General features: G+C 47.9%; 22 protein-coding genes. 8 read left to right on the top strand and 14 right to left on the bottom strand.

What is annotated here, in order from left to right:
• Positions 1–12: 12 nt before the first annotated feature.
• The gene (locus ORJ01_RS09030) at positions 13–708 is read right to left on the bottom strand and encodes a pirin family protein (RefSeq protein WP_306177739.1); all 696 of its coding nucleotides are present in this window, start codon (positions 706–708) and stop codon (positions 13–15) included.
• Positions 709–837: 129 nt separating this feature from the next.
• On the opposite strand from ORJ01_RS09030, the gene ORJ01_RS09025 reads away from it, so the two are divergent.
• From ORJ01_RS09025 to ORJ01_RS09005, 5 genes are all read left to right on the top strand, one after another.
• On the top strand, positions 838–1,695 hold the full coding sequence (locus ORJ01_RS09025) for a DMT family transporter (RefSeq protein ID WP_306177738.1): 858 nt from the start codon (positions 838–840) through the stop codon (positions 1,693–1,695).
• A gap of 143 nt (positions 1,696–1,838) precedes the next feature.
• Positions 1,839–2,753: a virulence factor BrkB family protein gene (locus tag ORJ01_RS09020; protein WP_306177737.1), complete on the top strand. Its 915-nt coding sequence runs from the start codon at positions 1,839–1,841 to the stop codon at positions 2,751–2,753.
• Positions 2,750–3,190, top strand: a complete 441-nt coding sequence (gene dtd / locus ORJ01_RS09015; protein WP_306177736.1) for a D-aminoacyl-tRNA deacylase — start codon at positions 2,750–2,752, stop codon at positions 3,188–3,190. The genes ORJ01_RS09020 and dtd overlap by 4 nt, the downstream gene beginning before the upstream one ends.
• A gap of 4 nt (positions 3,191–3,194) precedes the next feature.
• Positions 3,195–4,124 (top strand): bifunctional GNAT family N-acetyltransferase/thioesterase, encoded by a 930-nt coding sequence (locus tag ORJ01_RS09010; protein ID WP_306177735.1) that lies wholly within the window; start codon positions 3,195–3,197, stop codon positions 4,122–4,124.
• Positions 4,117–4,932 (top strand): epimerase, encoded by an 816-nt coding sequence (locus tag ORJ01_RS09005; RefSeq protein ID WP_306177734.1) that lies wholly within the window; start codon positions 4,117–4,119, stop codon positions 4,930–4,932. Before ORJ01_RS09010 ends, ORJ01_RS09005 begins: the two co-directional genes overlap by 8 nt.
• A 7-nt stretch (positions 4,933–4,939) precedes the next feature.
• Here ORJ01_RS09005 and ORJ01_RS09000 read toward each other — a convergent pair whose 3' ends face one another.
• The 4 genes from ORJ01_RS09000 to hutC form a co-directional block, all read right to left on the bottom strand.
• Positions 4,940–6,961 carry a methyl-accepting chemotaxis protein gene (locus ORJ01_RS09000; protein ID WP_306177733.1) on the bottom strand — a complete coding sequence of 674 codons (2,022 nt, stop codon included), beginning with the start codon at positions 6,959–6,961 and terminating at the stop codon, positions 4,940–4,942.
• Between the two features lie 156 nt (positions 6,962–7,117).
• Entirely contained in the window at positions 7,118–8,653 is a 1,536-nt protein-coding gene (gene hutH / locus ORJ01_RS08995; RefSeq protein ID WP_306177731.1) for a histidine ammonia-lyase, read from the bottom strand.
• A complete protein-coding gene (hutU, locus tag ORJ01_RS08990) occupies positions 8,650–10,332 on the bottom strand; it encodes a urocanate hydratase (protein WP_306177730.1) in 1,683 nt (560 codons plus the stop codon). The genes hutH and hutU overlap by 4 nt, the downstream gene beginning before the upstream one ends.
• Positions 10,333–10,343: 11 nt before the next feature.
• The gene (gene hutC, locus ORJ01_RS08985) at positions 10,344–11,051 is read right to left on the bottom strand and encodes a histidine utilization repressor (RefSeq protein WP_226751039.1); all 708 of its coding nucleotides are present in this window, start codon (positions 11,049–11,051) and stop codon (positions 10,344–10,346) included.
• A gap of 181 nt (positions 11,052–11,232) precedes the next feature.
• Between hutC and hutI the strand changes: the two genes are divergently transcribed.
• A complete protein-coding gene (gene hutI, locus ORJ01_RS08980) occupies positions 11,233–12,465 on the top strand; it encodes an imidazolonepropionase (RefSeq protein ID WP_306177729.1) in 1,233 nt (410 codons plus the stop codon).
• 11 nt (positions 12,466–12,476) lie between these two features.
• On the opposite strand, the gene ORJ01_RS08975 is transcribed toward hutI, so the two are convergent.
• From ORJ01_RS08975 to priA, 7 genes are all read right to left on the bottom strand, one after another.
• Positions 12,477–13,544 carry a formimidoylglutamase gene (locus ORJ01_RS08975; RefSeq protein ID WP_306177728.1) on the bottom strand — a complete coding sequence of 356 codons (1,068 nt, stop codon included), beginning with the start codon at positions 13,542–13,544 and terminating at the stop codon, positions 12,477–12,479.
• A 3-nt stretch (positions 13,545–13,547) separates the two neighbouring features.
• Positions 13,548–14,033: a ribonuclease E activity regulator RraA gene (gene rraA / locus ORJ01_RS08970; RefSeq protein ID WP_226751041.1), complete on the bottom strand. Its 486-nt coding sequence runs from the start codon at positions 14,031–14,033 to the stop codon at positions 13,548–13,550.
• Positions 14,034–14,199: 166 nt separating this feature from the next.
• Positions 14,200–14,571 carry a DUF971 domain-containing protein gene (locus ORJ01_RS08965; RefSeq protein ID WP_306177727.1) on the bottom strand — a complete coding sequence of 124 codons (372 nt, stop codon included), beginning with the start codon at positions 14,569–14,571 and terminating at the stop codon, positions 14,200–14,202.
• Complete coding sequence (hslU, locus tag ORJ01_RS08960) at positions 14,571–15,899, bottom strand: HslU--HslV peptidase ATPase subunit (RefSeq protein WP_306177726.1); 1,329 nt, start codon at positions 15,897–15,899, stop codon at positions 14,571–14,573. The genes ORJ01_RS08965 and hslU overlap by 1 nt, the downstream gene beginning before the upstream one ends.
• Positions 15,900–15,910: 11 nt before the next feature.
• Entirely contained in the window at positions 15,911–16,429 is a 519-nt protein-coding gene (hslV, locus tag ORJ01_RS08955; protein WP_226751044.1) for an ATP-dependent protease subunit HslV, read from the bottom strand.
• A 57-nt stretch (positions 16,430–16,486) separates the two neighbouring features.
• Positions 16,487–17,056 carry an SPOR domain-containing protein gene (locus ORJ01_RS08950; protein ID WP_226751045.1) on the bottom strand — a complete coding sequence of 190 codons (570 nt, stop codon included), beginning with the start codon at positions 17,054–17,056 and terminating at the stop codon, positions 16,487–16,489.
• Between the two features lie 91 nt (positions 17,057–17,147).
• A complete protein-coding gene (gene priA, locus ORJ01_RS08945; RefSeq protein ID WP_306177725.1) occupies positions 17,148–19,322 on the bottom strand; it encodes a primosomal protein N' in 2,175 nt (724 codons plus the stop codon).
• A gap of 212 nt (positions 19,323–19,534) precedes the next feature.
• Between priA and rpmE the strand changes: the two genes are divergently transcribed.
• Positions 19,535–19,747, top strand: coding sequence for a 50S ribosomal protein L31 (rpmE, locus tag ORJ01_RS08940; RefSeq protein ID WP_226751047.1), 213 nt, complete (start codon positions 19,535–19,537; stop codon positions 19,745–19,747).
• A gap of 230 nt (positions 19,748–19,977) precedes the next feature.
• Here the strand turns inward: rpmE and ORJ01_RS08935 are convergent, their stop codons facing one another.
• Complete coding sequence (locus ORJ01_RS08935) at positions 19,978–20,877, bottom strand: tetratricopeptide repeat protein (RefSeq protein ID WP_306177724.1); 900 nt, start codon at positions 20,875–20,877, stop codon at positions 19,978–19,980.
• Between the two features lie 101 nt (positions 20,878–20,978).
• Positions 20,979–21,170 (bottom strand): hypothetical protein, encoded by a 192-nt coding sequence (locus ORJ01_RS08930; protein WP_226751049.1) that lies wholly within the window; start codon positions 21,168–21,170, stop codon positions 20,979–20,981.
• Between the two features lie 88 nt (positions 21,171–21,258).
• Between ORJ01_RS08930 and ORJ01_RS08925 the strand changes: the two genes are divergently transcribed.
• The gene (locus tag ORJ01_RS08925) at positions 21,259–22,500 is read left to right on the top strand and encodes a malic enzyme-like NAD(P)-binding protein (RefSeq protein WP_306177722.1); all 1,242 of its coding nucleotides are present in this window, start codon (positions 21,259–21,261) and stop codon (positions 22,498–22,500) included.
• The last annotated feature ends 35 nt before the right edge of the window (positions 22,501–22,535 follow it).

The following is a 22,535-nucleotide window of genomic DNA, read 5'->3' as shown; positions in this document are numbered from 1 at the left end:
GCAATACCGAGCTTAAGCCGGTAAATCAAACCAAATGGCATTGACAGGTCCTTGTAACACGTTGCCTTGAAGTGACGCGATCGCGGCAAGCTTGATACCATCACCGGGAGCAAGCGTTTGCTCTGCCAGCGACACTGTGCCACTGATCAGATGCAGATAATACGCTCTGCCAGCAACAACTGGCAACTCAAATGCGTCACCTTCGGTTAAACGAAGCTGTGCCACCTGGGCGTCTTGTCGTATCTGCAAAGTGCCATTGCGGCCATCTGGCGTAATCACCCATGTTAAGCCAAGTGCTTGGCCAAAGTCTTTTTGTTGATAGCGTGGTTCACCCTCTTGTTGATTGGGTTCAATCCAAATCTGCAAAAACGTTAATGGCGCGGTTTTACTGGCATTATATTCGCTGTGTTGAATGCCTTTTCCCGCACTCATCAGTTGGAACTCGCCGGCTGGTAAAATTTTTTCATTACCCGCAGAATCTTTATGCGCGATATGACCGTCGAGTACATAGCTGATAATTTCCATATTGCGATGACCATGCGTACTAAAGCCTGCCCCTGCGATCACCCTGTCATCGTTGATCACGCGTAAGGCTGAAAACCCCATTTGTTTAGGGTTATAGTAATGGCCAAATGAAAAGCTATGTTTGCTGGTTAGCCAGCCAAATTGTGCTTGTCCGCGGTCTGCTGAACGAATAATCTCTAACATGTTAATCTCCGCTAATCAGTTTGCAGGGCCCTATGGTTTACGTTGGCCTTGCATCGTATGTTGCTAGTTTAAGCGGCGGCCTTAAACAAATAAATTGTAATAAATATGATGAATCTTACGGTTAATTAGATGGTAACAGCGAATATGCTTACTTTGCGGGTGTTGTGGTTAACAGTTTTAGCGTTGCTGGCTTTTGCGGGAAATAGTTTATTGAATCGAGCTGCATTTAATCATACTAGTATTGATGCGACGAGTTTTACCTTAGTGCGGATCATATCTGCGGCACTACTGTTATACGTGTTGTTAAGAGTGCGTCGACCGCGGCGGCAGCCTGCGGGCAGTTGGCTCGGTGCGAGCTACTTATTTGCCTATGCGGCGTTATTTTCTTTTGCTTATGTACAGTTGGATACCGCCACCGGAGCGTTATTGTTATTTGGCGCTGTGCAATTAACCATGCTAGCGTTGGGGGTAAAACAGTTAACTCAGGTTAGCGGTTGGCAATGGGCTGGCGCAGGCTTGGCATTAGCAGGGATTGGCTGGCTATTGTTGCCAGGCGCCAGTGCGCCAGAACCCCTGTCAGCCTTCTTCATGTTATGTGCCGGTGCCGCATGGGGATTATATTCCTTACTGGGCCAACGCGCGGGTGATGCTGCGGCAAACACTGCAGGCAATTTTTTAAGAGCGAGCCCACTGGCATTGGTGCTATGTGTAATATTTTGGCCAAACCTGCAATGGGATCCCTATGGTGTGCTGCTGGCGCTGATCAGTGGTGCCATCACTTCTGGTTTAGGTTACTACATTTGGTATCGGGTATTGCCAGCCTTGTCAGCGTTACAAGCTGCATCGGTACAATTGGCAGTCCCTGTTTTGGCTGCCATACTGGGTATAGTGTTGTTAAATGAGCCATTAACGCTACGTTTAGTGACCGCTGCGGCTGTCGTACTTTGTGGTTTAGGCTTGGTCTTATTGAGTAAAAATCGCGCTTAATCCGCTGAAGTATCCGCCTTTTGCGGCACGTTCGCGTGTAAAGCTTGCTCGGGCAAACTGGTGAGCTTGCTGGATTTACGGTATGCTGTAACAGGGTATTGGCCAAGCTAAGTAGTTGCCATGCCAGCAAAAAAGGAATCGATATGCGATCTGTAAATTGGCAAAATGGTTGGCGGCAAACGATAGATTTTGTTCGAGCCTATGCCCAGCGTTGTAAGCAAGATCAGTTGTCTGTGATGGGCGGCTATTTGGCTTATATCTCATTACTGTCTTTGGTGCCTATGGTCACCGTGATGTTTTCTATGCTCAGCGCCTTTCCGATGTTCGCGCAGTTTCGCACGAACTTAGAGCAGTTTATTTATGCGAATGTGATCCCTTCTCGCGGCGAAGAAATTCAAACCTATCTCACGAAATTTATTGGCAATACCGGCAGTATGACCGCTATCGGTATTTTGGCCTTAGTCTGTGTGGCGTTATTGTTGATCCACAATATCGATAAAACCTTGAATAAAATTTGGCGCGTGACGAAACGGCCACGATTAATCATTTCGTTTTCTATTTATTGGATGATTTTAACGCTAGGCCCCATTTTAGTCGGCTTGTCGATCGGGATGACCTCCTACGTGGTCCGACTGAGCAGTTTTGCCGATGATTACACGCCTGGTTTTTCGAGCATCGTCCTTGGATTAGTGCCTTACGCCATGTCGTTAATCGCCTTTTTTATCTTGTATTTGGTAGTGCCGAATATCAAAGTGCGGCTTAAACATGCCTTGCTCGGGGCGTTATTGGCCACTGTACTATTTGAATTATCGAAGCGCGGCTTTGCTATTTATGTGACACACTTTCCAACCTATCAAACGATTTATGGTGCTTTAGCCTTATTACCTATTTTGTTCGTTTGGGTGCATTTATCGTGGATGGTGGTATTGCTTGGTGCAGAATTAACGGCGTTATTGCAACAGCGTGAAGAGGGTGTATGTGAAGAAGGCGATGATTGTGCGGTACCCGATCAGGATGAAGCGCCTCCTAACACTATTGATACCGAGCGCTTAACATGAAAGCATTAATTCAACGCGTGAGTTCGGCTAAAGTTGAGATTGAACACACAACAGTGGGTGCTATTGAGCAAGGTTTACTGGTGCTGCTTGGCGTAGAGGCGACAGATAATGCTGCTGATGTGCAAAAGTTGGCTGAAAAAGTCTGTCGTTATCGAGTGTTTAGCGATGAACAAGGCAAAATGAATTTGAACGTGCAACAGGCCGGCGGAGCCTTGCTGGTTGTTTCGCAATTTACCTTAGCGGCGGATACACGTTCGGGTTTAAGACCGAGTTTTACCCCAGCAGGCAGCCCGCAACTGGCAGAGCAGCATTATCAGGCTTTTTGCCAGGCTTGCCAAACGCTTGGCCTTAAGGTGGCGACAGGGCGTTTTGGCGCGAATATGCAGGTGAGCTTGGTCAATGATGGGCCGGTAACTTTTTTATTGGAGAGTCGTTAAATCGATGAACGCGAACTTACTGAATCAGCGCTGGCAATTGCGCAGCCCAGAGAGCGCCGCCGACTGGCAAGCCTATTATCAATTACGTTGGCAAATTTTACGGGCGCCATGGTTACAAGCTTTAGGTAGTGAGCGCGACGAATTAGAGCAAGACGCTTACCATCTGATGCTCACTAACGCAGCCGGCGAGTTAATTGCGGTGGGGCGGTTACATCAAGTCGATGCCGAAACGGCACAAGTGCGTTATATGGCGGTGGCCTCTGAATGGCAAGGCCAGGGCGCAGGTGCCGCAGTGTTACAAGGCTTGGAGCATTATGCGATAAGCCAAGGGTATAAAAAGCTGCTGCTAAACGCTCGCGATAGCGCCTTACCTTTTTACTTACGTCAGCAATATCATGTGTTGGGCTCGGCTCCCAGCATGTTTGGTATTGTGCATCAACGCATGAGTAAAACGCTTACGCTAGCCGGCACTGACAGCGAGTTCCGCCAGTGGTGTGCAGATTTGCAACAGACATGGCACAGCACTATTCCGTTAAGCCAGTTTATGCAATTGCAGATCACCTCTTTTGATGGTTTTAGTTTGCAATGTCAGGCGCCATTGGCACCGAATATTAATCTGCATCAGACCATGTTTGCTGGCAGTATTTATACCTTAGCAACCTTAACCGGCTGGGGCATGTTGTATCTTCAGTTGCAAAGTTTAGGCCTAGCAGGCGCGCAGGTGTTAGCGGAAGGCAATATTCGTTATTTACAACCGGTGCGTTCAACACCCACTGCGCGTTGTCATTTAGCCGATGTGCGGGGCGATCTTAGTACCTTAGCCAGTGGTCGCAGAGTACGCCAGCAGATCACTGTAGATATTTTCGTCGATGAACAGCATTGTGCGCAGTTTGTGGGTTTATATGCCGTATTACCTGAGCAAAGCGATGACTAACAAGGTCGTCATTATTGGATGTGGTTGGCTAGGGCAGCAATTGGCGAAGCCTTTAGTGCATGCCGGTTATCAAGTATTCGGTAGCCGACAATCGAGTGCCAGTGCGGCAGCATTACCTGAACCTATCCAGGGTTTTACGCTGGCTTTAAATCAACCACTACTTGAGAGCGACAAGTTATTGGCTATGTTGGCGGATGCGTGGGTGATTTGCAGTATTGCACCGGGTCGATCCTCCCCTACGGGGTATGTCAGTGCGCTTCAGCAGTTAGCTAAGCTTTGCCAACAAGCCGGTTTTAGAGGGGGCATCCACTTTAGTTCAACAGGTGTGTATCAGGGAGTCGATGGCCAACTGAATGAACAGACCGCGCTATCTGAAACTCAGCCTCGAGCGGTGTTGCTGGCCGAGGGGGAGCAGGCTTTACAACAGCAAGGTAACTGGCTGACGTTGCGTTTAGGCGGCCTAATGGGGCCAGGGCGTCATCCGGCACGTTTTACCCTAGGTAAACGGCTTGCAGATGCGCAGCAACCGGTGAATATGCTGCACAGTGCTGAGGTGGTGCAGGCTGTTTTAGCCCTGCTACCCGTTTGGCCTTTAAGCCAACCTTGTTATAACTTAAGCTCGCCTGCTCTGGTGAGCAAGCAAGCATTTTATCATGCGGCAACAGCTGCTCTTGGGCTGCCAGACAGTGCTTTTGATACTGAAACGGCAGCACCCTGGCGCAAAGTTGAGAGCCTAGCAATAGAGCGAGATACGCCTTTTCGCTATCGCTATCGTGATGCGCGTAATGCGCTGGCCGATTGTTTGTAAACCCGTCTCAAATTTTAAACTTAGCGGCAGCAAGCTGTAACTGTTCGGCCAACGCTGCCACTTCGGCACTGTGGTTAAGGGTTTCTTCAGCTTGAGCGGCACTGGTTTGCGCCAGCCCGACCATTTCATGCATATTATCGTTAATCGACTGCCCTAAGGCTAATTGACTGGCACTGGCGCTTGTAACTGCTTCGCTTATTTTCAAGGTTTCATGGATCGCTGCCGCCACTTGCTGCAAGGCGTTGACTAATTCAGCCATGGTTTGCACGCAGTTTTCCGCATCGGTTTTTCCTGCAGTGACAGCCGTTACGGCTTGTTTAGTTTGTTGCTGTAAATGTTCAATCATCTGGCGTATTTCACTGGTCGCCTGCTGCGTCCGGCTTGCTAAAGAGCGTACTTCATCGGCCACTACGGCAAAGCCACGGCCTTGATCGCCGGCTCTGGCCGCTTCGATGGCGGCGTTTAACGCTAATAAGTTGGTCTGTTCGGCAATGCTGCTGATGGTTGTTAAGATGCCGCCAATGTTAGTCGACTCCGAACTGACTTTGTTAATTAAGCTGCTGGTATTCACCAATTGCCCAGCCAACTTGCTGATACGTTTGCTGTTTTCATCTGCCAGCGTATTAATTTGTTGGCTTTGTTGCAGCGCCAATTGCATGGCTTGGCCAGTTTCTGCCGCATGCTCTGCGACCGCTTGCGTATTATCGGCTAATTGTTCGGTAATACTGTTAACCGCGCCAATTTGCTGCTGTTGTTGCTGTAACGATTGATTGATATCACTGACGGCATGGGTAGAGCGACTGGCAGTGTTGTTCAGCGCACGGGCATTGTGCTGGATATTATTAATTAAGCCGCTAAGGGCACTGATGAGGCTGTTAACCTTTGCAGAGAGGCTGCCAAATTCATCTTGTTGTTTAATCATCAGTTGCCGAGTGAGATCGCCTTGTGCGATATAGCCTAGTATATGGTTGATACCTTTAAGCGGTTTGATCATGGCATTAATAGTGAAATAGGCGATAGTAAAAGCTAGTACGACTAAAATGACCAAAATAATAGTGGTGCGTTGGCTGCCAGAGTTTAATTCGCTGGAAACTTGCTGTTGTAGCTGCGAAAATTGCTGATCTGCGGCTTGTACCACTTGATCTAAGCTATTAAGCGCTTGCTCAATTTGTTCCTCTGCTTGATTAAGTTGTAAACGTGCCTGCTGTAAGGCCGTGACATGCTGTTTTTTCAGTTGGCTTAAATTCGTTTCTTTGTCGAAAGCCGCATTTAAGTTCTGCCAATTTTCAGCAAACTGCTGCCATAAACCTTGGCTGTTGATGTCCTGCACTAATTGCGCTAAATAATCGACATTGACCTGCATATCACTGACGGCAAATTCGATATTTTGCTCGTTCGGTGCAAATTGTGCGTAGTCACTGTAACCCGCTGTTTCGCGTAGCGTGTTAATTAACCCTACCAGTTGCCCGTCTAAACGCGCAGCCGTGCCGGCAATAATTGCAGCCAGTTGTTTATCGCGTGGCAGTTCTAATTCAGACAATTCAATTAAGCTAGCGCCGGCTTCATCTAACAGGATTTCTAACTCAGCTAATTCACTGTTGAGTTGCTGCTGGTAACTCAGGCTACTTAAACGCGCTTGAAACATTTTTGCGGCGGCATCCGTGTAACCTCTGGCAAACTCAGTCGCTTGTTGCAGGTTTTGTTGCAGCGCACTGTCTACATTAAGCTGGGTAAAGCCCTCTGTTAGCTCAGCAAAAGCACGTTGTGCTTGAAGGAACTGTTGCTGTTGGCGTTCAATGGCATTTTGTTGTTCAGCATTAAACCCTGCAGAGGATAAGCGTGCCAGTTTTAATAATTGAATTTGCGCTAAATTGCTTTGTTGTTGTGCGGGCAGCGCTTGTTCATTGACCTGAGTATTGGCACGGGTGATGCTGCGAAATATACCCAGTGCTGAGATGCTGGCAAACAGTAATAATAAGGTGATAAAGGCAAAACCAATACTCACTTTATGTGCAACTTTTAATTTCATGCTGAGTTACCCTGCTTGAAGAAACTTTTTATCTTTATTATCGTTTCAACTTAGCAGTTTTTAGCACACTGGTCTAGCCAGCAGTGCAGTCTGGCTAGACATAAAATTGTGCAAAAGGTGAACACAGTGCACGAAAATGCACTGGTTAGTGTGAGTTTAAAAGCTACATAACAACCCGCTGGGTAACATGGGGTTAAATACACCCGAACGCACCAAGGCGGCACTTTTTTCTATATCGGGACCAAAGTAACGATCTTGCTGATAAAAGCTGACTTCGTCGCGCAAAGCGGCTTTTGCTTGCTCTAACACCGGGGTGCTTTTCAGTGGCGCCCGAAAATCCAAGCCTTGTGCCGCAGCAAGATATTCCACCGCCAACACGCCGGTAGTGTTCTCGGCCATATCTGCCAAGCGCCGAGCGGCAAAGGTCGCCATGGAAACATGATCTTCCTGATTGGCTGAAGTCGGTAAACTGTCGACCGAAGCAGGATGTGCTAACGATTTATTTTCTGAGGCCAGCGCAGCAGCCGTTACCTGAGCAATCATAAAGCCGCTATTGACCCCACCGTTAGGGACTAAGAATGCGGGTAATTTACTGAGACTGGCATCAATCAGCAACGCCATCCGTCGTTCAGACAGCGCACCGATTTCGGCTATGGCTAAGGCCAAGTTATCGGCGGCCATAGCAACCGGTTCGGCATGGAAGTTACCACCGGATAAAATATCGCCATCCTCTGCAAATACTAAGGGGTTATCTGTAACGCCATTGGCTTCAATTTGTAGCACCTCTGCCGCATGACGGATTTGCGTTAAACAGGCACCCATCACCTGAGGTTGGCAGCGTAACGAGTAGGGATCTTGTACTTTTTCACAGTTTTCATGGGAATGGCCCACTTCAGAGCCGGTTTGCAGCAAGTGCCGATAAATGCTGGCGGTATCAATTTGGCCTTTTTGGCCACGCGCTTGATGGATGCGGGGATCAAAAGGCGCGCGACTGCCAAGTGCCGCTTCCACGCTCATTGCGCCAATAACGCAACCTGCAGCGTACAAATCTTCGGCATGAAACAAGCCTTGTAAGGCCAGGGCGGTAGAGGCTTGTGTGCCATTCAGTAAGGCCAGACCTTCTTTCGCGGCAAGGGTAATCGGCGCTAAACCGACTAATTCGAGTGCTTCTTTAGCATCATAAATTTGCCCTTTGTAGCAAATCTCACCTTCACCGATTAACGGTAATACCATATGAGCAAGTGGCGCGAGATCGCCAGAGGCGCCAACCGAGCCTTTTTCTGGAATACACGGGTATAACTCGGCATTAACCATGGCAATTAGCATGTCAATCACGCTTAAGCGAATACCCGAAAAGCCACGGCTGAGCGAATTGATTTTTAGCACCATCATTAAGCGTACGGTGCTATCTGCCATAAACTGGCCAAAGCCCGCGGCATGCGATAACACGATAGACCGTTGTAACAATTCTAATTCATCGTTTTTAATCCGTGTGCTAGCCAGTAAGCCAAAGCCGGTATTGATGCCATACACCACTTTATTTTGTTTAATAATATCGGCGACACAAGCGGCTGATTTAGCAATAGCAGGGAGCGCACTGGCATCTAGGCTGAGCGTTACTGCGCCTTGTTGCACAGCACGTAATTGTGCCAAACTAAGCTGGCCAGGGATCAAGTTTAAGGCGAAGGTCATGGTTGTTCTCCCGTCATCATTGGTAGATCTAGGCCCTGTTCATGGGCACATTTTTTGGCAATGTCGTAACCTGCATCGGCATGACGCATTACCCCTGTACCCGGATCATTCCACAGCACTCGACCTAAACGGGCTGCCGCTTGCTCCGTGCCATCTGCGACAATCACCACGCCACTGTGTTGGCTGTAACCCATACCCACGCCACCGCCATGATGTAACGACACCCACGTAGCACCGCCAGCGGTATTTAATAAGGCGTTCAGTAATGGCCAATCGGAAACGGCATCTGAGCCGTCTAGCATGGCTTCAGTTTCACGATTAGGGCTGGCAACCGAGCCAGAATCAAGATGATCACGACCAATAACAACAGGGGCATTGAGTTCGCCATTTTTTACCATCTCATTAAATGCTAAAGCGATACGGGCGCGATCTTTTAAGCCAATCCAGCAGATACGAGCGGGTAAACCTTGAAACTGAATGCGCTCGCGTGCCATATCCAACCAATGATGCAAATGGGTATCATCCGGGATCAGCTCTTTGACTTTCGCGTCGGTTTTGTAAATGTCTTCGGGATCGCCAGACAGGGCCACCCACCGAAATGGCCCAATGCCTTGGCAAAACAGAGGCCGAATATAGGCAGGAACAAACCCCGGGAAATCAAAAGCATTGTCTATGCCTTCGTCTTTGGCCATTTGCCGAATATTATTGCCATAGTCGGTAGCGACTGCGCCGCGTTGCTGCAAAGTTAAAATCGCTTGCACTTGAACGGCCATAGAATGTTTCGCGGCTTTAACCACTTTGGCCTCGTCTTGCTGGCGCATTTCTGCTGCAATTTGCAGGGTCCAGTTTTGGGGTAAATAGCCGTTTAAAGGATCATGTGCGGAGGTTTGATCGGTCACCACATCGGGCGTAATGTTTCGCTTAACTAATTCACTGAACACATCGGCGGCATTCGCCAATAAACCAATCGAGGTGGGTTTGCCTGACGCTTTCGCTTGCTCAAGTAATTGCAACGCTTCATCTAAAGCATAGGCTTTTTGGTCGATATAGCCGGTTTTTAGCCGAAAATCGATGCGACTTTCATCCACTTCACAGGCGATCATATGAAAGCCGGCCATGGTTGCGGCCAATGGCTGTGCACCGCCCATGCCACCGAGACCACCGGTTAAGATCCATTTATTGGCGGCGTTACCGTCAAAATGCTGCTTAGCAATCGCCACAAAGGTTTCATAGGTGCCTTGTACGATGCCTTGCGTGCCGATATAGATCCATGAGCCAGCGGTCATTTGGCCGTACATCATTAACCCTTGTCGATCTAATTCATTAAAATGTTGCCAGTTCGCCCACGCCGGTACTAAATTAGAGTTGGCGATTAACACCCGCGGTGCATCAGGGTGGGTTGGAAAAACACCAACGGGTTTACCGCTTTGCACTAACAGTGTTTGGTTATCCTCTAACCGGTCTAACACCTCGACAATCTTATCAAAACAAGCCCAGTTACGAGCCGCGCGGCCAATACCACCATACACCACCAGGGCTTGCGGATGCTCAGCCACCTCAGGATCCAGGTTGTTCATTAGCATGCGCTTAGCGGCTTCAGTTTGCCAACTTTTGGCGGTGATCTGCTTGCCGCGCGCGGCGCGGATCACTCTGCTGTTATCAATACGGTTCGTGTTCATAGCAACCTCTGTTAACGGGGTAATGCAAAATTAAGGTGTCCGCCTAGCCGATAGCGGCTACCAGGCGAGGTGAGATAAGCCAGGCTAACGGCACCATCACGGCTAAAGGTGCGACGGGTCAAGCGCAGGCAGGGTTCAGGTTTTTTCAGTTGTAGATGCTGGCAAGTAAAGTTATCTGGCCAGATCGCTTCAACGATATGTTCAGCTTCGGTAAGTGGCGCAATCATACTCAGATAGTGATGCGGTGTTTGCTCTTGAAAATCTTGCTGGATATACAGTGGCACTTGCAGCGGATTGACATAGCGCGCTTCGAGTTGCAATGGTTGCCCGGCAGACAGGTGCACAATCAGTGAGAAAAACACAGGATCATTGCGTTTTAACCCCAGTGCTGTTGCCACAATGGTCGGGCAAGGTAATTCGGTTAGCTGTACTAAGGTTGCGCTATAGGTATGGCCACGGCCGGCAATTTCATCAGCAATATTATGTATTTGCAATAAAGATGACTGGGATTTAAGTGCCGCAACAAAGCTGCCAACACCTTGCGTTCGATACAAAATGCCTTGCTCGGTTAGCTCTTGCAAAGCGCGCCGGGCGGTCATGCGGCTAACGGAGAATTGCTCGGCCAATTCATTTTCGGATGGCACACGGCTGTGCTCAGGCCAGGCACCGCTTTCAATTTGCCGTAGCATAAACTCTTTTATTTCTGCAAATTTTGCCATGTTATTCTCGTGTTAGTCAGACAGCGGGTCAGAACGGATCCGCTAATTAGCTGCAAATAAAAATAGCGGATCTTGGTTGTATATACAAGTTTTTCGTATAGACTATTTTTAATAGTTTGGGCTTTAGCCCTAGAGGTCGTTGCGCGATTAAGTGTTAGCAGAATTGTGCTCAGGAGGAACAGTGACAGAATTTGATGCCGTGTGGGTGAATGCTCAGATCGCCAGCATGACGGAAAACGGCCAGCCTTATGGTGCTATCGCGCACGGCGCATTGGCCATCAAAGACGGTTTGATTGCTTATGTTGGGCCACAAGCCGATTTGCCGCAATTTGATGCATTAAGTACGCCGCTGTACGATGCAAAAGGCCAATGGATCCTGCCCGGTTTAATTGATTGTCATAACCATTTGCTGTTTGCTGGTAGTCGCGCCAATGAATTTGAGCTACGCCAACAAGGGGCTAGTTATCAAGCCATCGCGGCAGCCGGTGGCGGTATTGCCAGTACCGTAAAAGCCACTCGGGCAGCCAGCCATGAACAATTGTTTGTATTAGGTAAAGATCGCCTCAATAGCTTACTGCACGAAGGCGTGACGACTGTAGAAATTAAATCAGGCTATGGTCTCGACTTAGCCAATGAGCAAAAGCTGCTTGAAGTCGCCGCGTTGTTAGCTGAGCATCATCCGCTGAATATTGTAAAAACCTTTTTAGGTGCGCATGCACTGCCAGCAGAATTTAAAGAGGATGCGGCGGGTTATATCAACGAAGTGTGTCGTATGTTACCGCTGCTTGCTGAGCAACAGTTGGTGGACGCGGTTGATGTGTTTTGTGAAGGTATTGGCTTTAGTGTTGAGCAGTGTCGGCAAGTATTTAACACGGCCAAGGTATTAGGCTTACCGGTTAAAGCGCATGCTGAACAATTATCTAATTTAGGCGGCAGCGCCTTAGTGGCTGAGTTTTCGGGGTTATCCGCGGATCATCTGGAATATTTGGATGAGGCAGCGATTGCCCGTATGGCAAACGCCGGTACCGTTGCGGTGTTATTACCGGGGGCTTATTACTTTTTACGGGAAACCCAATTACCACCGATAGCGCTTTTACGTCGCTACCAGGTGCCAATGGCGATTGCCACCGATCTTAATCCGGGGACCTCGCCATTTTGTTCATTATTGTTAATGTTGAATATGGCCTGCACCTTGTTTCGTTTAACGCCAGAAGAAGCGTTATTAGGCGTGACGCGTCATGCTGCCAAGGCGCTGGGATTGACTGACCGGGGAAGTTTGGCTGTGGGAATGCGTGCCGATTTTGCCTGTTATGCGATTAGCCAACCGGCAGAATTATGTTATCAATTTGGCGTCAGTGCGCTTAAACAAGTGGTCATTGGTGGCACCTTGTGCCGCTTAGCCAAAAATGTGTAGCTGATCACCCTTTAGTCAATGCTTGGCGGCTGTTGTTGCTTTCCCGCTAAAAAGGCTTGTACCAGTTGGCTTAACACTTGGCCGCATTGATTCATCCCTGCAACTTCACCACTTGGATGTTGCGCAGGCGCGGCTTCGGCTAAGTGTAAATAAGCGGTTTGCGGTAATTTGGCGAAGTGAAACACGGCTTGCTCTGCTTCAGCTACGCTAATACCACTGTAGTTAAGCGCGCTGGCCGGCATGCTGGTAATGCAGTCGGTATCCACTTCAAGTGCTAACTTGGTGTTAGCGGATAACACTCTTTGCAAACTCAGTTCGATGGCCTGGCTCCAGTTGTACTGGCCTTCTACAAAGATCTGTTGATAGCTGAGATATTCAAAATTCGCTTGCTGTAAGGCCGTCAAACTGGCGGCATTATTTTTTTGCACATGCAGCCCCAGCACAAAATAATGCTGTAATAACGCTTCAGCTTGCGCATAACTAAACGCATTGCCGCTATGTCGGCCTTCTAAGGCACGAAAATCGGCATGCGGATCCAAATTAATACAATTAACCTGTTGCTGCTGACAATCACTTAACGCCCGCAACAGTGGTAAGGCATTGTTATGACCACCGCCAATCACTATCGGGGTTAAGCCCTGCGCAAAAATAGGTTGAACGGCACTGAATACTCGTTCGTCAAGTTGCGCACAAAGGGCGCGTAATTGGCTTAAATGCTCGGGTTGTTGATGATCTAATGCTGTACTTTGTGCTTGTAAATCGGCACAAGCTACCTCACCGAGGATCAAAATAGATTCACCGGCGAGTAATGCATTAGCTTGCAGATTAAGGAATTTGTTTAAAAACGCTTGAAAGCCTAATTGTGCACCAGCAAAGCCACCGTTCGCTCTAGGGCCCAGATCTTCTGGGATCCCCAGTATGACAAACTTGCCACCGTGAGCGGCATGTAAGGCAAGGTTCTCTGCTAACGATAAAGTAGCTTCAGGAAAGCGTAACTGGGCAGATAATCGTTGCTCGCCGCTGCGCTGCTGACAGCAACGCGCAAGTTGCGCTTGAGTCAAATAGTGCAGGGCGTTCATGCGTTACTCGATGTCGAGTGCATCCGGCGATAAAATGATGCCGGTACTGTCAGCATACAGATGATCACCAGGTAGGAAGGTTACGCCGGCAAAATTAACGGGCACTTCGGTTTCACCAAAGCCTGCATCGTCAGCGCCAATCGGGATCGCATTAACGGCTTGAATACCGATATCGAAATCTTCTAATGCATCAAGATCGCGCACGCTACCGTAGCAGACAATGCCTTCCCAACCGTTGCTTGCCGCTAAAGAGGCCAGATCCGCATCAACTAAAGCACGACGAGCTGAGCCACCACCGTCAATCAGTAACACCTTACCAATGCCGTTGTCAGTCAGCATTTGACGCACCAAACCGTTGTCTTCAAAACATTTTACGGTGTGGATTTTTCCGCCAAAAGAACGGCGACCACCATAGTTAGCAAAAATCGGCTCAACGACATCAACTTGATCCGCGTACAGATCGCAAAGCTCTGAGGTGTTATATTCCATAAGGTGGCTCCAAACTGCAAGAAAAGTATGCAGACAGTATAACCTGCTACCACCTAAGCTCAAGCACAACTTCGAGCACCATTAGGCAAAGTCACTTACGCAATGCGGTTTTCTACTTGAGAGGGAAGTGGTAACCGGCGGATGCTTAACGGCAGTGCACTGGCCCTTACAGCGTTTTAATACTGATCAGCGGTTCACGGCTGGCATTAGCCTGTTTTAACTTGGCCAAATAGTCTTGCCACAAGGTTGTTTCATTTTCAGCCAACTGGCAAAGATAAGCAAAACTGTAAAAGCCGGTAGCATGGCCATCATCAAAAACCAGTTTCACTGCGTAATGACCCACCGTTTGGATCTGCTTGATGGCAACGTCACGTTTATGGCTGACCATCTTAGGTTGGCCATGACCACGCACCTCAGCAGAGGGGGAGTGCACGCGTAAAAACTCGGCACTCAAACTGCTGAGGCTGCCGTCGCTAAACTGTAAGTCGAGCAAACGGCGACGTTGATGGTAATGAAGTCCAACCAACTTTTTGGTCATTACAAAATAAACCGACTGAGATCTTCGTTTTGTACTAAGTTGCCCAGATGTTTTTCAACATACTCAGCATCGATACTGATTTGTTGCCCCGCATGATCGGCGGCATCATAAGAGATTTCCTCTAATAAACGCTCCATCACCGTGTACAAACGACGAGCACCGATGTTTTCTGTGGTTTCATTGACTTGAAAGGCCGCGGCCGCGATATGCTTAATGCCGTCAGCGGTAAAGCTGATGTTCACCCCTTCAGTGGCGAGCATCGCTTGCGCTTGTTCGGTCAGTGACGCTTTAGGTTCGGTTAAGATGCGTTCAAAATCAGCGGCGGTTAACGCTTCCAGTTCAACCCGGATCGGCAAGCGACCTTGTAATTCAGGCACAAGATCGGAGGGTTTACTCATTTGAAAGGCGCCAGACGCAATAAACAGAATATGGTCGGTTTTTACCATACCGTGCTTGGTGTTCACGGTGCAGCCTTCAATCAGCGGCAGTAAGTCACGTTGCACGCCTTCGCGTGAAACATCGGGGCCGCTGGTTTCGCCGCGTTTACAAATTTTATCGATTTCATCTAAAAATACGATACCATTTTGTTCAACCGCTTCTAAGGCTTCTAGCTTAAGCTCTTCAGGATTAACCAAACGTGCCGCTTCTTCTTCAATTAGTTGCTTAAAAGCGTCTTTGATTTTCAGCTTACGTTTTTTCTTTTTGTCATTGCCTAAGCTTTGAAACATGCTTTGCAATTGCGACGTCATTTCTTCCATGCCCGGTGGCGCCATGATTTCGACGCCAATGGGGCCTTGTGACAATTCCAATTCGATTTCTTTATCGTCTAATTGGCCTTCACGCAGCTTTTTACGGAAAATTTGCCGCGTATTCGATTCGCTACTTTTTTCTGTTTCACCCCAGGCGTCTTTGGCGGGTGGCAGTAAAGCATCGAGGATCCGCTCTTCTGCGGCTTCTTCTACTCTAAAACGATTTTTGGCAATCGCTTGTTCACGTAACATTTTAACGGCACTGTCTGCCAGATCACGGATGATGCTTTCTACTTCTTTACCGACATAACCCACTTCGGTGAATTTGGTGGCTTCAACTTTAATAAAGGGCGCGTTAGCCAATTTGGCTAAGCGACGAGCAATTTCAGTTTTACCTACACCCGTTGGGCCAATCATCAGAATATTTTTGGGGGTGACTTCTTGGCGCAAGCTTTCATCAAGCTGCATACGGCGCCAACGGTTACGTAAGGCAATAGCAACGGCACGTTTGGCTTTATTTTGACCGATAATGTGTCGATCCAACTCGTGGACGATTTCTCTAGGCGTCATGTCAGACATAATTGTTCCGCTTATAATTCTTCAATGGTGTGATGGTGATTGGTATAGACACAAATATCACCGGCAATTTTTAGGCTTTTTTCAACGATGTCACGCGCGCCTAGATCAGAATTTTGTAGCAGGGCTGTCGCCGCCGCTTGCGCAAAAGGGCCGCCACTGCCAATGGCGATGAGATCGTGCTCTGGCTGGATCACGTCGCCGTTACCCGTAATGATCAAAGAGGTGTTGGCATCGGCTACGGCCAGTAACGCTTCGAGTTTGCGCAGCATGCGATCGGTACGCCAATCTTTTGCTAACTCAACGGCCGCGCGCATTAAATGGCCTTGGTGCATGTCAAGTTTGGCTTCAAAGCGTTCAAATAAGGTGAAGGCGTCAGCGGTACCGCCGGCAAAACCTGCCAAGACTTTATTATGGTAAAGACGGCGAACTTTACGGGCGTTACCTTTCATTACGGTGTTGCCCAGTGACACCTGGCCATCACCGCCGATGGCGACGTGACCATTGCGTCGAACAGATACGATAGTTGTCATGAATATGCCCTATGGCGAATTAACTTAGGGCATAGATAGGGTTTAGGCGTTAGCTTTTCAAGCCCAGTTACGCACCTGACAGGTATTAATACCCATTTGCCGTAACCGATTCATATCAACGGTGGCAGCACGACGAGACTCATAAGGGCCCAGCACTACCCGAAACCACACGCCATTAGTACCTTCTGTGCGGCGCACATCGGCGGTAATGCCCGCAAAGGCGATTTGCGCTTTCATGGCTTCGGCTTGGGTTTGCTGTCTAAATGAGCCGCATTGCAGTTGCGCCGGACCACTGCGACGCTGCTCTGTCACTTCGACGGTCACTTCTTTATTTTTAAGCTCTTCAATATATTGATAAGGCTCAGCTACGGGCTTGGGAGGCAATTCATCTTTTTTCACGGTAACAGCCGGAGCGGGTGCTTCAGGCGGCGTTACCACCGGAGCTTGTTGGCGTAAAAACCACAAACCGTAAACAAAAGCCAATAAGACACAGAGCACCAAGCCGATTAATATCCAAGGTTTTTGTGAGGCAGCTTGCGCTTTGGCACCGCGTGCTGGGCGGGCTTTGCCTTTGGTCTTGCTGGCCGGTTTCGGGCGACTGGCGCGCACATAATCTTTTTGTGGCATAGTGACTGTTTGATTACCTACTCATTACAACAGCGGCTATTCTACCTTGAATAGTAAAAAATGAAATAGAGCTATCACTCTGGCTTTACGTTTAGCTCAGATCCAGAGCATCCACATCGAGCTGCCATTTTACTTTACGGCTCAGCGGCCAACGTGTGATTTCTGGCAAGATGTGCCCTAAGGCATGATGCAATAGCGGTCTATTTTGGCTGTACAAATGCAACTGCCAGCGATACTTACCCGCTTTGCGCTCTAAAGGCGATAATAACGGCCCTAGCCGCTGTAAACCGTTATAGGCTTGGCAAAGCTCTGCGACCTGTTGTAACCACTGCTGGCATAAGTCACTTTGCAGGGCTTCGGCACGAAATAATGCCAAGTGCTGATAGGGCGGTAAGGTGGTTTGTTGGCGTTCGAGCAGGGCACTGCGTGCAAAAGCCGCATAACCGTTTTGAATAATATCTTGCAGCAGGGCATGTTCAGGATGCTGTGTTTGCAGTAATACCTTACCTTTGTCATTGCCTCGACCTGCGCGGCCAGCGACCTGTGTCAGCAGTTGAGCTAATTGTTCTGGCGCACGAAAGTCTGCGCTGTATAAGGCGCCATCTACATCAACAATTACCACCAAAGTCACAAAAGGAAAGTGGTGGCCTTTCGCCAGCATTTGCGTACCTAAAATTAGGCGTGGCCCAGCTTGATTAATATCCTTGAGCAACTCCCCTAAAGCACCTTTCCGCCTTGTACTATCGCGGTCTAAGCGGGTTACGGGTGTATCTGCAAACAACTGCTGCAAATGTTCTTCTAACTGTTCAGTGCCTTGGCCAACTGGCGCTAATCGAGCACTGCCACAAGAGCCGCATTGTCTAGGAATAGGGCGGCTGGCGCCGCAATGGTGACATAATAATTGGCGACTATGTTTATGATAAGTGGTAAAGGTGCTGCAACGTTTACATTCGGTCAGCCAGCCGCAATCTTGACAGCTAAGCGCGGGGGCAAAACCGCGGCGATTCAAAAATAACATCACTTGCTTACCACGAGCTAACTGGCCGCGGATTTGTTTAATACTGCTATCGGCTAAGCCGAACTGCAATTGTTGCTGTTTTAAATCAATTAACTCAAATGGCGGTAAGCTTTGCCCTGTAGCGCGATGTTGCAGTTCTAAATGCACATAGCGTTTTTGTTGGCAATTATATAAAGATTCTAAACTGGGGGTGGCAGAGCCAAGCAACACAGGGCAGCCTTCTAATGAGCCGCGTTTAATCGCCAGATCACGCGCATGATAGCGAAAGCCATCTTGCTGCTTTAAAGATAAATCATGCTCTTCATCAATAATAATTAAACTGAGTTGTCGAAACGGTAAAAACAGCGCCGAGCGCGTGCCAATGACAATCGCAGCACTGCCACTTGCCGCTTGTAGCCAGCATGACAAACGTTCGCCATCGCTGAGGTTAGAGTGCCAAGCTAAAACGGGCACATTAAAACGCTGTACAAAACGTTGAAGTGTTTGCGGCGTTAAACCAATTTCAGGTAGCAACAATAAGACTTGTTTGCCACGGGCTAATAGAGGCGCAATGCATTGCAAATACACTTCGGTTTTACCCGAGCCGGTGACACCTTCTAACAAGAACGGCTGAAACTTTCCGTAAGCTTGCTGCACCGCACTCACAGCAATAGCCTGGTCAACTGTCAGTTGTAAGGGTGTTTGTGCTAAACCTTGATAGGCGTAAGGTTGACGCTCTAGTGTTTCAGCAACAACCATGCCTTTATCTATCAGTTGTTTCAGTGTGCTGCGATGATGCTGTTGCAGTAGTGTATCTTCAGCTAAAGGGCTGGTTTGCAGCGTTTGCCACAAGGCAAGTTGCTTCGCCGAACGCTTAAAATCACTACTTTGTGCTGCTTCGCCTGCCGCCGTTAATCGATAGCCGGTTAAGGCATAATCGCGCAGTTGTCGGCCTTCACGCAATAACGCAGGAAGGGCTGCGGTCAGCACTTCACCTAACGGATGGTGATAGTATTCCGCTGCAAAGCTTAATAAAAGGCGTAGGGTGCCGGAGATCACCGGAGCGTCTTCTAAAATGTGACTTACTGCTTTGAGTTGGCTGTGTTCAAAAGGACTATCCGGATCAATTTGCCAAACAATCCCAATTAACTGACGTTGACCAAATGGCACTTGTACCCGACACCCCACTGTTACACTGCTGTTTTCAGGCAACAGATAATCAAAATGTTGGCGTAACGGGACGGGCAGAGCCACTCGAATAACGGTCACTATGGTTTCCACAACAAAGCAAAGGGATTGTTAGTTTAAGGATCGATATCCGGCTTGCCAAGTAAAACAAAAATAGTGTTTTTTTGCCGCGGGCAGGTTGCAACTTGTTTGCCTATCAATTAAGCTACGCGCCCTAAATTAACTGTAATTGCGTATGGTGTCTGGCGCCAAAAATTGTGACCAGATAGCGATACGGCCTAACGAGGTAACCCATGAAACCAGGTATCCATCCAGAATACAAAGAAATTACTGCTACTTGTACTTGCGGTAATGCATTCAAAACTCGCTCTGCACTTTGCAAAGACATCCACTTGGACGTATGTTCAGCATGTCACCCGTTTTATACTGGTAAGCAAAAAGTGTTAGACGTAGGTGGTCGTGTAGATCGCTTCAAAAAACGTTTCTCTGTTTTGGGCAATCGTTAATCGATTACCGAACGAAAAAAAACCGGAGCTTAGGCTCCGGTTTTTTTTGCTTCAAAATACCCTGCATGTGCACATTAGCATTAATCTGTTCTGCGCATAGCGGTAGGGTTTTCATGGCGATGGTTGTAGCACAATAAAACAACGCCATGCTCAGCATGCTAGCTAAGGCATAGCGTTAAGTGAGTACAACCTATGGCTAAAGCGATGGTACAGCAAATTCAAACAACCGGTTATTGACCACCTGATAGCACTTGGTTGATTGAAGAGGAAGAGCTGTCTGGTTTAATACTGGCGCAATTGCTGCCGCTTTGCTCACAACTGACTCCGCGAATACGACTACCGACAGAGCGGCTATCATAAAGCCCTGAAGAATTTAACCGTTTGACTAAACCGGCAAGCATGTTGTTCATTTGAATTTGCTGCCCCGTCACGCGGATGACCTCAATGTTTTCAACTTGCTGTAAATCTTTTACTAATTCTGCATGTTCATTGCTTGCTGCTAGTTCAGCGCTGACTTCCGCTAAATAAGGTTTGGCTTGGGTTTGCCCAGTTAACACTAAGCGTTTAAACAACTCCGCCGCAGCAACAAGATCTTTTTCAGTGCCAACACCATGTTGTTTAAGTTGGCCCAGTAACAGCATTGACGTTGCTAACTTTTGTTCTGACGCTTGCTCGAGTAATACCACAGCTTGCTCGATTTGCGTTGGATCTTCAGTTTGCAACAATGTTACTGCTTTTGCATATTGGGCTGGAGCATAATTTAAAGAGATGGCTTGTTCTAATAACCGGTCTGCTTCTGCGATATCTTGCTCAATAACAAAGCCATTTCGTAACCAATCTGACATCAAGTAAACTGACATGGGGTTGCGCTGGCGTACACCTTGGCGAAGATAGCGTAATGCTTGACTGGTATTCTGTTCTAAACCATCGCCTGTCGCATAAGACATGGCAACGATCGCCGCGGCATCGCCGCTACCTGCTCGAGCCAGTCGCATCAATTTACGCAGCTCTTTTGTGCAGTCAGTTTCAGTGCATATTTGCTCATTGTTTCCGGCATTTTGTGCAGTGGCGGGCAGGCTAATACTGATGCTACTTACGAGAATAAGTGCAGAGATCGATAAAAGGCGCATGGCATAACCTCATTAACTAAATATTTACCAGATATTGTAGTGATATTTTAATGACGGTCAAGGGATGTCGCTAAAATTAATAGTGATTTGTTTTATTTATGTTAAATTTTGGTGGTGACTAGTTCAACATATAAATACTCAGCAAGAGATTGGGTTTTAAGTGTATAGGCTTCTTTATGGCTAGCGCATTTCTTGCTATAAGAAGAGAAGAAAATATCAACAAGAAGGTGGTCATACTTGCTTAGGCTGGTAGGTCCAGCAACAAATTGGTGTTTTTCTATTAAAGAGCTCATTAAAATGAGCCTTCATCTGGCTTGCTGTAAAACAATAATAAGCATAATTGCAGCCTGTCGCCGCTTACCTTACTCCAGGACAATTAGAATGACAGATTTCAGAGAACAGGCACTTCGCTACCATGCCGAACCCCGCCCAGGAAAAATTAGTATTGAAATTAGCAAACCGGCTGAAACCGTCCGCGATCTTGCGCTAGCTTACAGCCCAGGTGTGGCGGAGCCCGTTCGTGAAATTGCTGCTGATCCAGACAATGTGTATAAATATACCGCTAAAGGTAACTTAGTCGCTGTGATTTCTAACGGTACTGCGATTTTAGGTTTGGGCAATCTCGGGCATTTAGCATCAAAACCGGTGATGGAAGGTAAAGCCTTGTTGTTTAAACGCTTTGCCAACTTAGATTCGATTGACATTGAAGTGTCACATCGCACGACGGAAGAGTTTATAACGACGGTTGCCAATATTGCCGATACCTTTGGTGGTATTAATTTAGAAGATATTAAAGCGCCAGAATGTTTTGAAATAGAGAAAGAGTTAATCAAACGCTGCAACATCCCGGTGTTTCATGATGATCAGCATGGTACTGCAATAGTCACTGCTGCCGGTATGCTTAATGCGTTAGAAATCCAAGGTAAGGATATTAAACACGCCATTATCGTTTGTATGGGTGCGGGTGCTGCGGCTATTGCTTGCATGGAGTTATTAATTAAATGCGGTGCCATGCGTGAGCATATCTATATGTTGGATACCAAAGGGGTGATCCATGCTCGGCGCGAAGATTTAAACCAATATAAATCGTTATTTGCCAATAATACAGATAAACGGACTTTAGAAGATGCTTTACAAGGGGCGGATGTTTTTGTTGGTGTATCGGGCCCCGATGTGTTGCCAGCAGAAGCTTTAATGTTAATGGCAGATAAGCCTGTTATTTTTGCTTGTTCAAACCCTGATCCGGAAATTAAGCCTGAGCTCGCGCACGCGGCTCGAAAAGATCTGATCATGGCAACAGGTCGCTCTGATTACCCTAATCAAGTGAATAATGTTTTGTGCTTCCCGTTTATTTTCCGTGGTGCTTTAGATGTACGTGCCAGTGAAATCAATGACGCAATGAAACTTGCAGCAGTAGAAGCGATCCGCTCAATTGCTAAAGAGCCGGTGCCAGCCGAAGTTTTGGCGGCGGCTGATGTATCAGCTTTAGAGTTTGGTAAATCTTACATTATTCCAAAACCGATGGATCCGAGATTGTTACCTCGAGTGGCACGTGCTGTGGCGGAAGCCGCGGTAAACTCTGGCGTTGCTCGTTTACCACTGCCTGATAATTACTATAAGTAAGCTGAGCCGCTTATAAAAAAACCGCCTATTGGCGG

The organism is Alishewanella sp. SMS8, from assembly GCF_030737935.1.
Taxonomy (GTDB): domain Bacteria; phylum Pseudomonadota; class Gammaproteobacteria; order Enterobacterales; family Alteromonadaceae; genus Alishewanella; species Alishewanella maricola.
The sequence above is the reverse complement of the archived record's forward strand: the minus strand, read 5'-3'. Positions and strand labels throughout refer to the sequence as shown.

Excerpts from the sequence above, each read along its gene's own strand:
- ORJ01_RS08925 (WP_306177722.1), top strand. The coding sequence starts at position 21,259 with ATGACAGATTTCAGAGAACAGGCACTTCGCTACCATGCCGAACCCCGC.
- ORJ01_RS08975 (WP_306177728.1), bottom strand. The coding sequence starts at position 13,544 with ATGAACGCCCTGCACTATTTGACTCAAGCGCAACTTGCGCGTTGCTGT.
- ORJ01_RS09000 (WP_306177733.1), bottom strand. The coding sequence starts at position 6,961 with ATGAAATTAAAAGTTGCACATAAAGTGAGTATTGGTTTTGCCTTTATC.
- dtd (WP_306177736.1), top strand. The coding sequence starts at position 2,750 with ATGAAAGCATTAATTCAACGCGTGAGTTCGGCTAAAGTTGAGATTGAA.
- rpmE (WP_226751047.1), top strand. The coding sequence starts at position 19,535 with ATGAAACCAGGTATCCATCCAGAATACAAAGAAATTACTGCTACTTGT.
- rraA (WP_226751041.1), bottom strand. The coding sequence starts at position 14,033 with ATGGAATATAACACCTCAGAGCTTTGCGATCTGTACGCGGATCAAGTT.
- hutC (WP_226751039.1), bottom strand. The coding sequence starts at position 11,051 with ATGGCAAAATTTGCAGAAATAAAAGAGTTTATGCTACGGCAAATTGAA.
- ORJ01_RS08965 (WP_306177727.1), bottom strand. The coding sequence starts at position 14,571 with ATGACCAAAAAGTTGGTTGGACTTCATTACCATCAACGTCGCCGTTTG.
- ORJ01_RS09030 (WP_306177739.1), bottom strand. The coding sequence starts at position 708 with ATGTTAGAGATTATTCGTTCAGCAGACCGCGGACAAGCACAATTTGGC.
- ORJ01_RS08950 (WP_226751045.1), bottom strand. The coding sequence starts at position 17,056 with ATGCCACAAAAAGATTATGTGCGCGCCAGTCGCCCGAAACCGGCCAGC.
- hutU (WP_306177730.1), bottom strand. The coding sequence starts at position 10,332 with ATGAACACGAACCGTATTGATAACAGCAGAGTGATCCGCGCCGCGCGC.
- ORJ01_RS08935 (WP_306177724.1), bottom strand. The coding sequence starts at position 20,877 with ATGCGCCTTTTATCGATCTCTGCACTTATTCTCGTAAGTAGCATCAGT.
- ORJ01_RS09025 (WP_306177738.1), top strand. The coding sequence starts at position 838 with ATGGTAACAGCGAATATGCTTACTTTGCGGGTGTTGTGGTTAACAGTT.
- ORJ01_RS09005 (WP_306177734.1), top strand. The coding sequence starts at position 4,117 with ATGACTAACAAGGTCGTCATTATTGGATGTGGTTGGCTAGGGCAGCAA.
- hslU (WP_306177726.1), bottom strand. The coding sequence starts at position 15,899 with ATGTCTGACATGACGCCTAGAGAAATCGTCCACGAGTTGGATCGACAC.
- ORJ01_RS09020 (WP_306177737.1), top strand. The coding sequence starts at position 1,839 with ATGCGATCTGTAAATTGGCAAAATGGTTGGCGGCAAACGATAGATTTT.
- hutH (WP_306177731.1), bottom strand. The coding sequence starts at position 8,653 with ATGACCTTCGCCTTAAACTTGATCCCTGGCCAGCTTAGTTTGGCACAA.
- ORJ01_RS09010 (WP_306177735.1), top strand. The coding sequence starts at position 3,195 with ATGAACGCGAACTTACTGAATCAGCGCTGGCAATTGCGCAGCCCAGAG.
- ORJ01_RS08930 (WP_226751049.1), bottom strand. The coding sequence starts at position 21,170 with ATGAGCTCTTTAATAGAAAAACACCAATTTGTTGCTGGACCTACCAGC.
- hslV (WP_226751044.1), bottom strand. The coding sequence starts at position 16,429 with ATGACAACTATCGTATCTGTTCGACGCAATGGTCACGTCGCCATCGGC.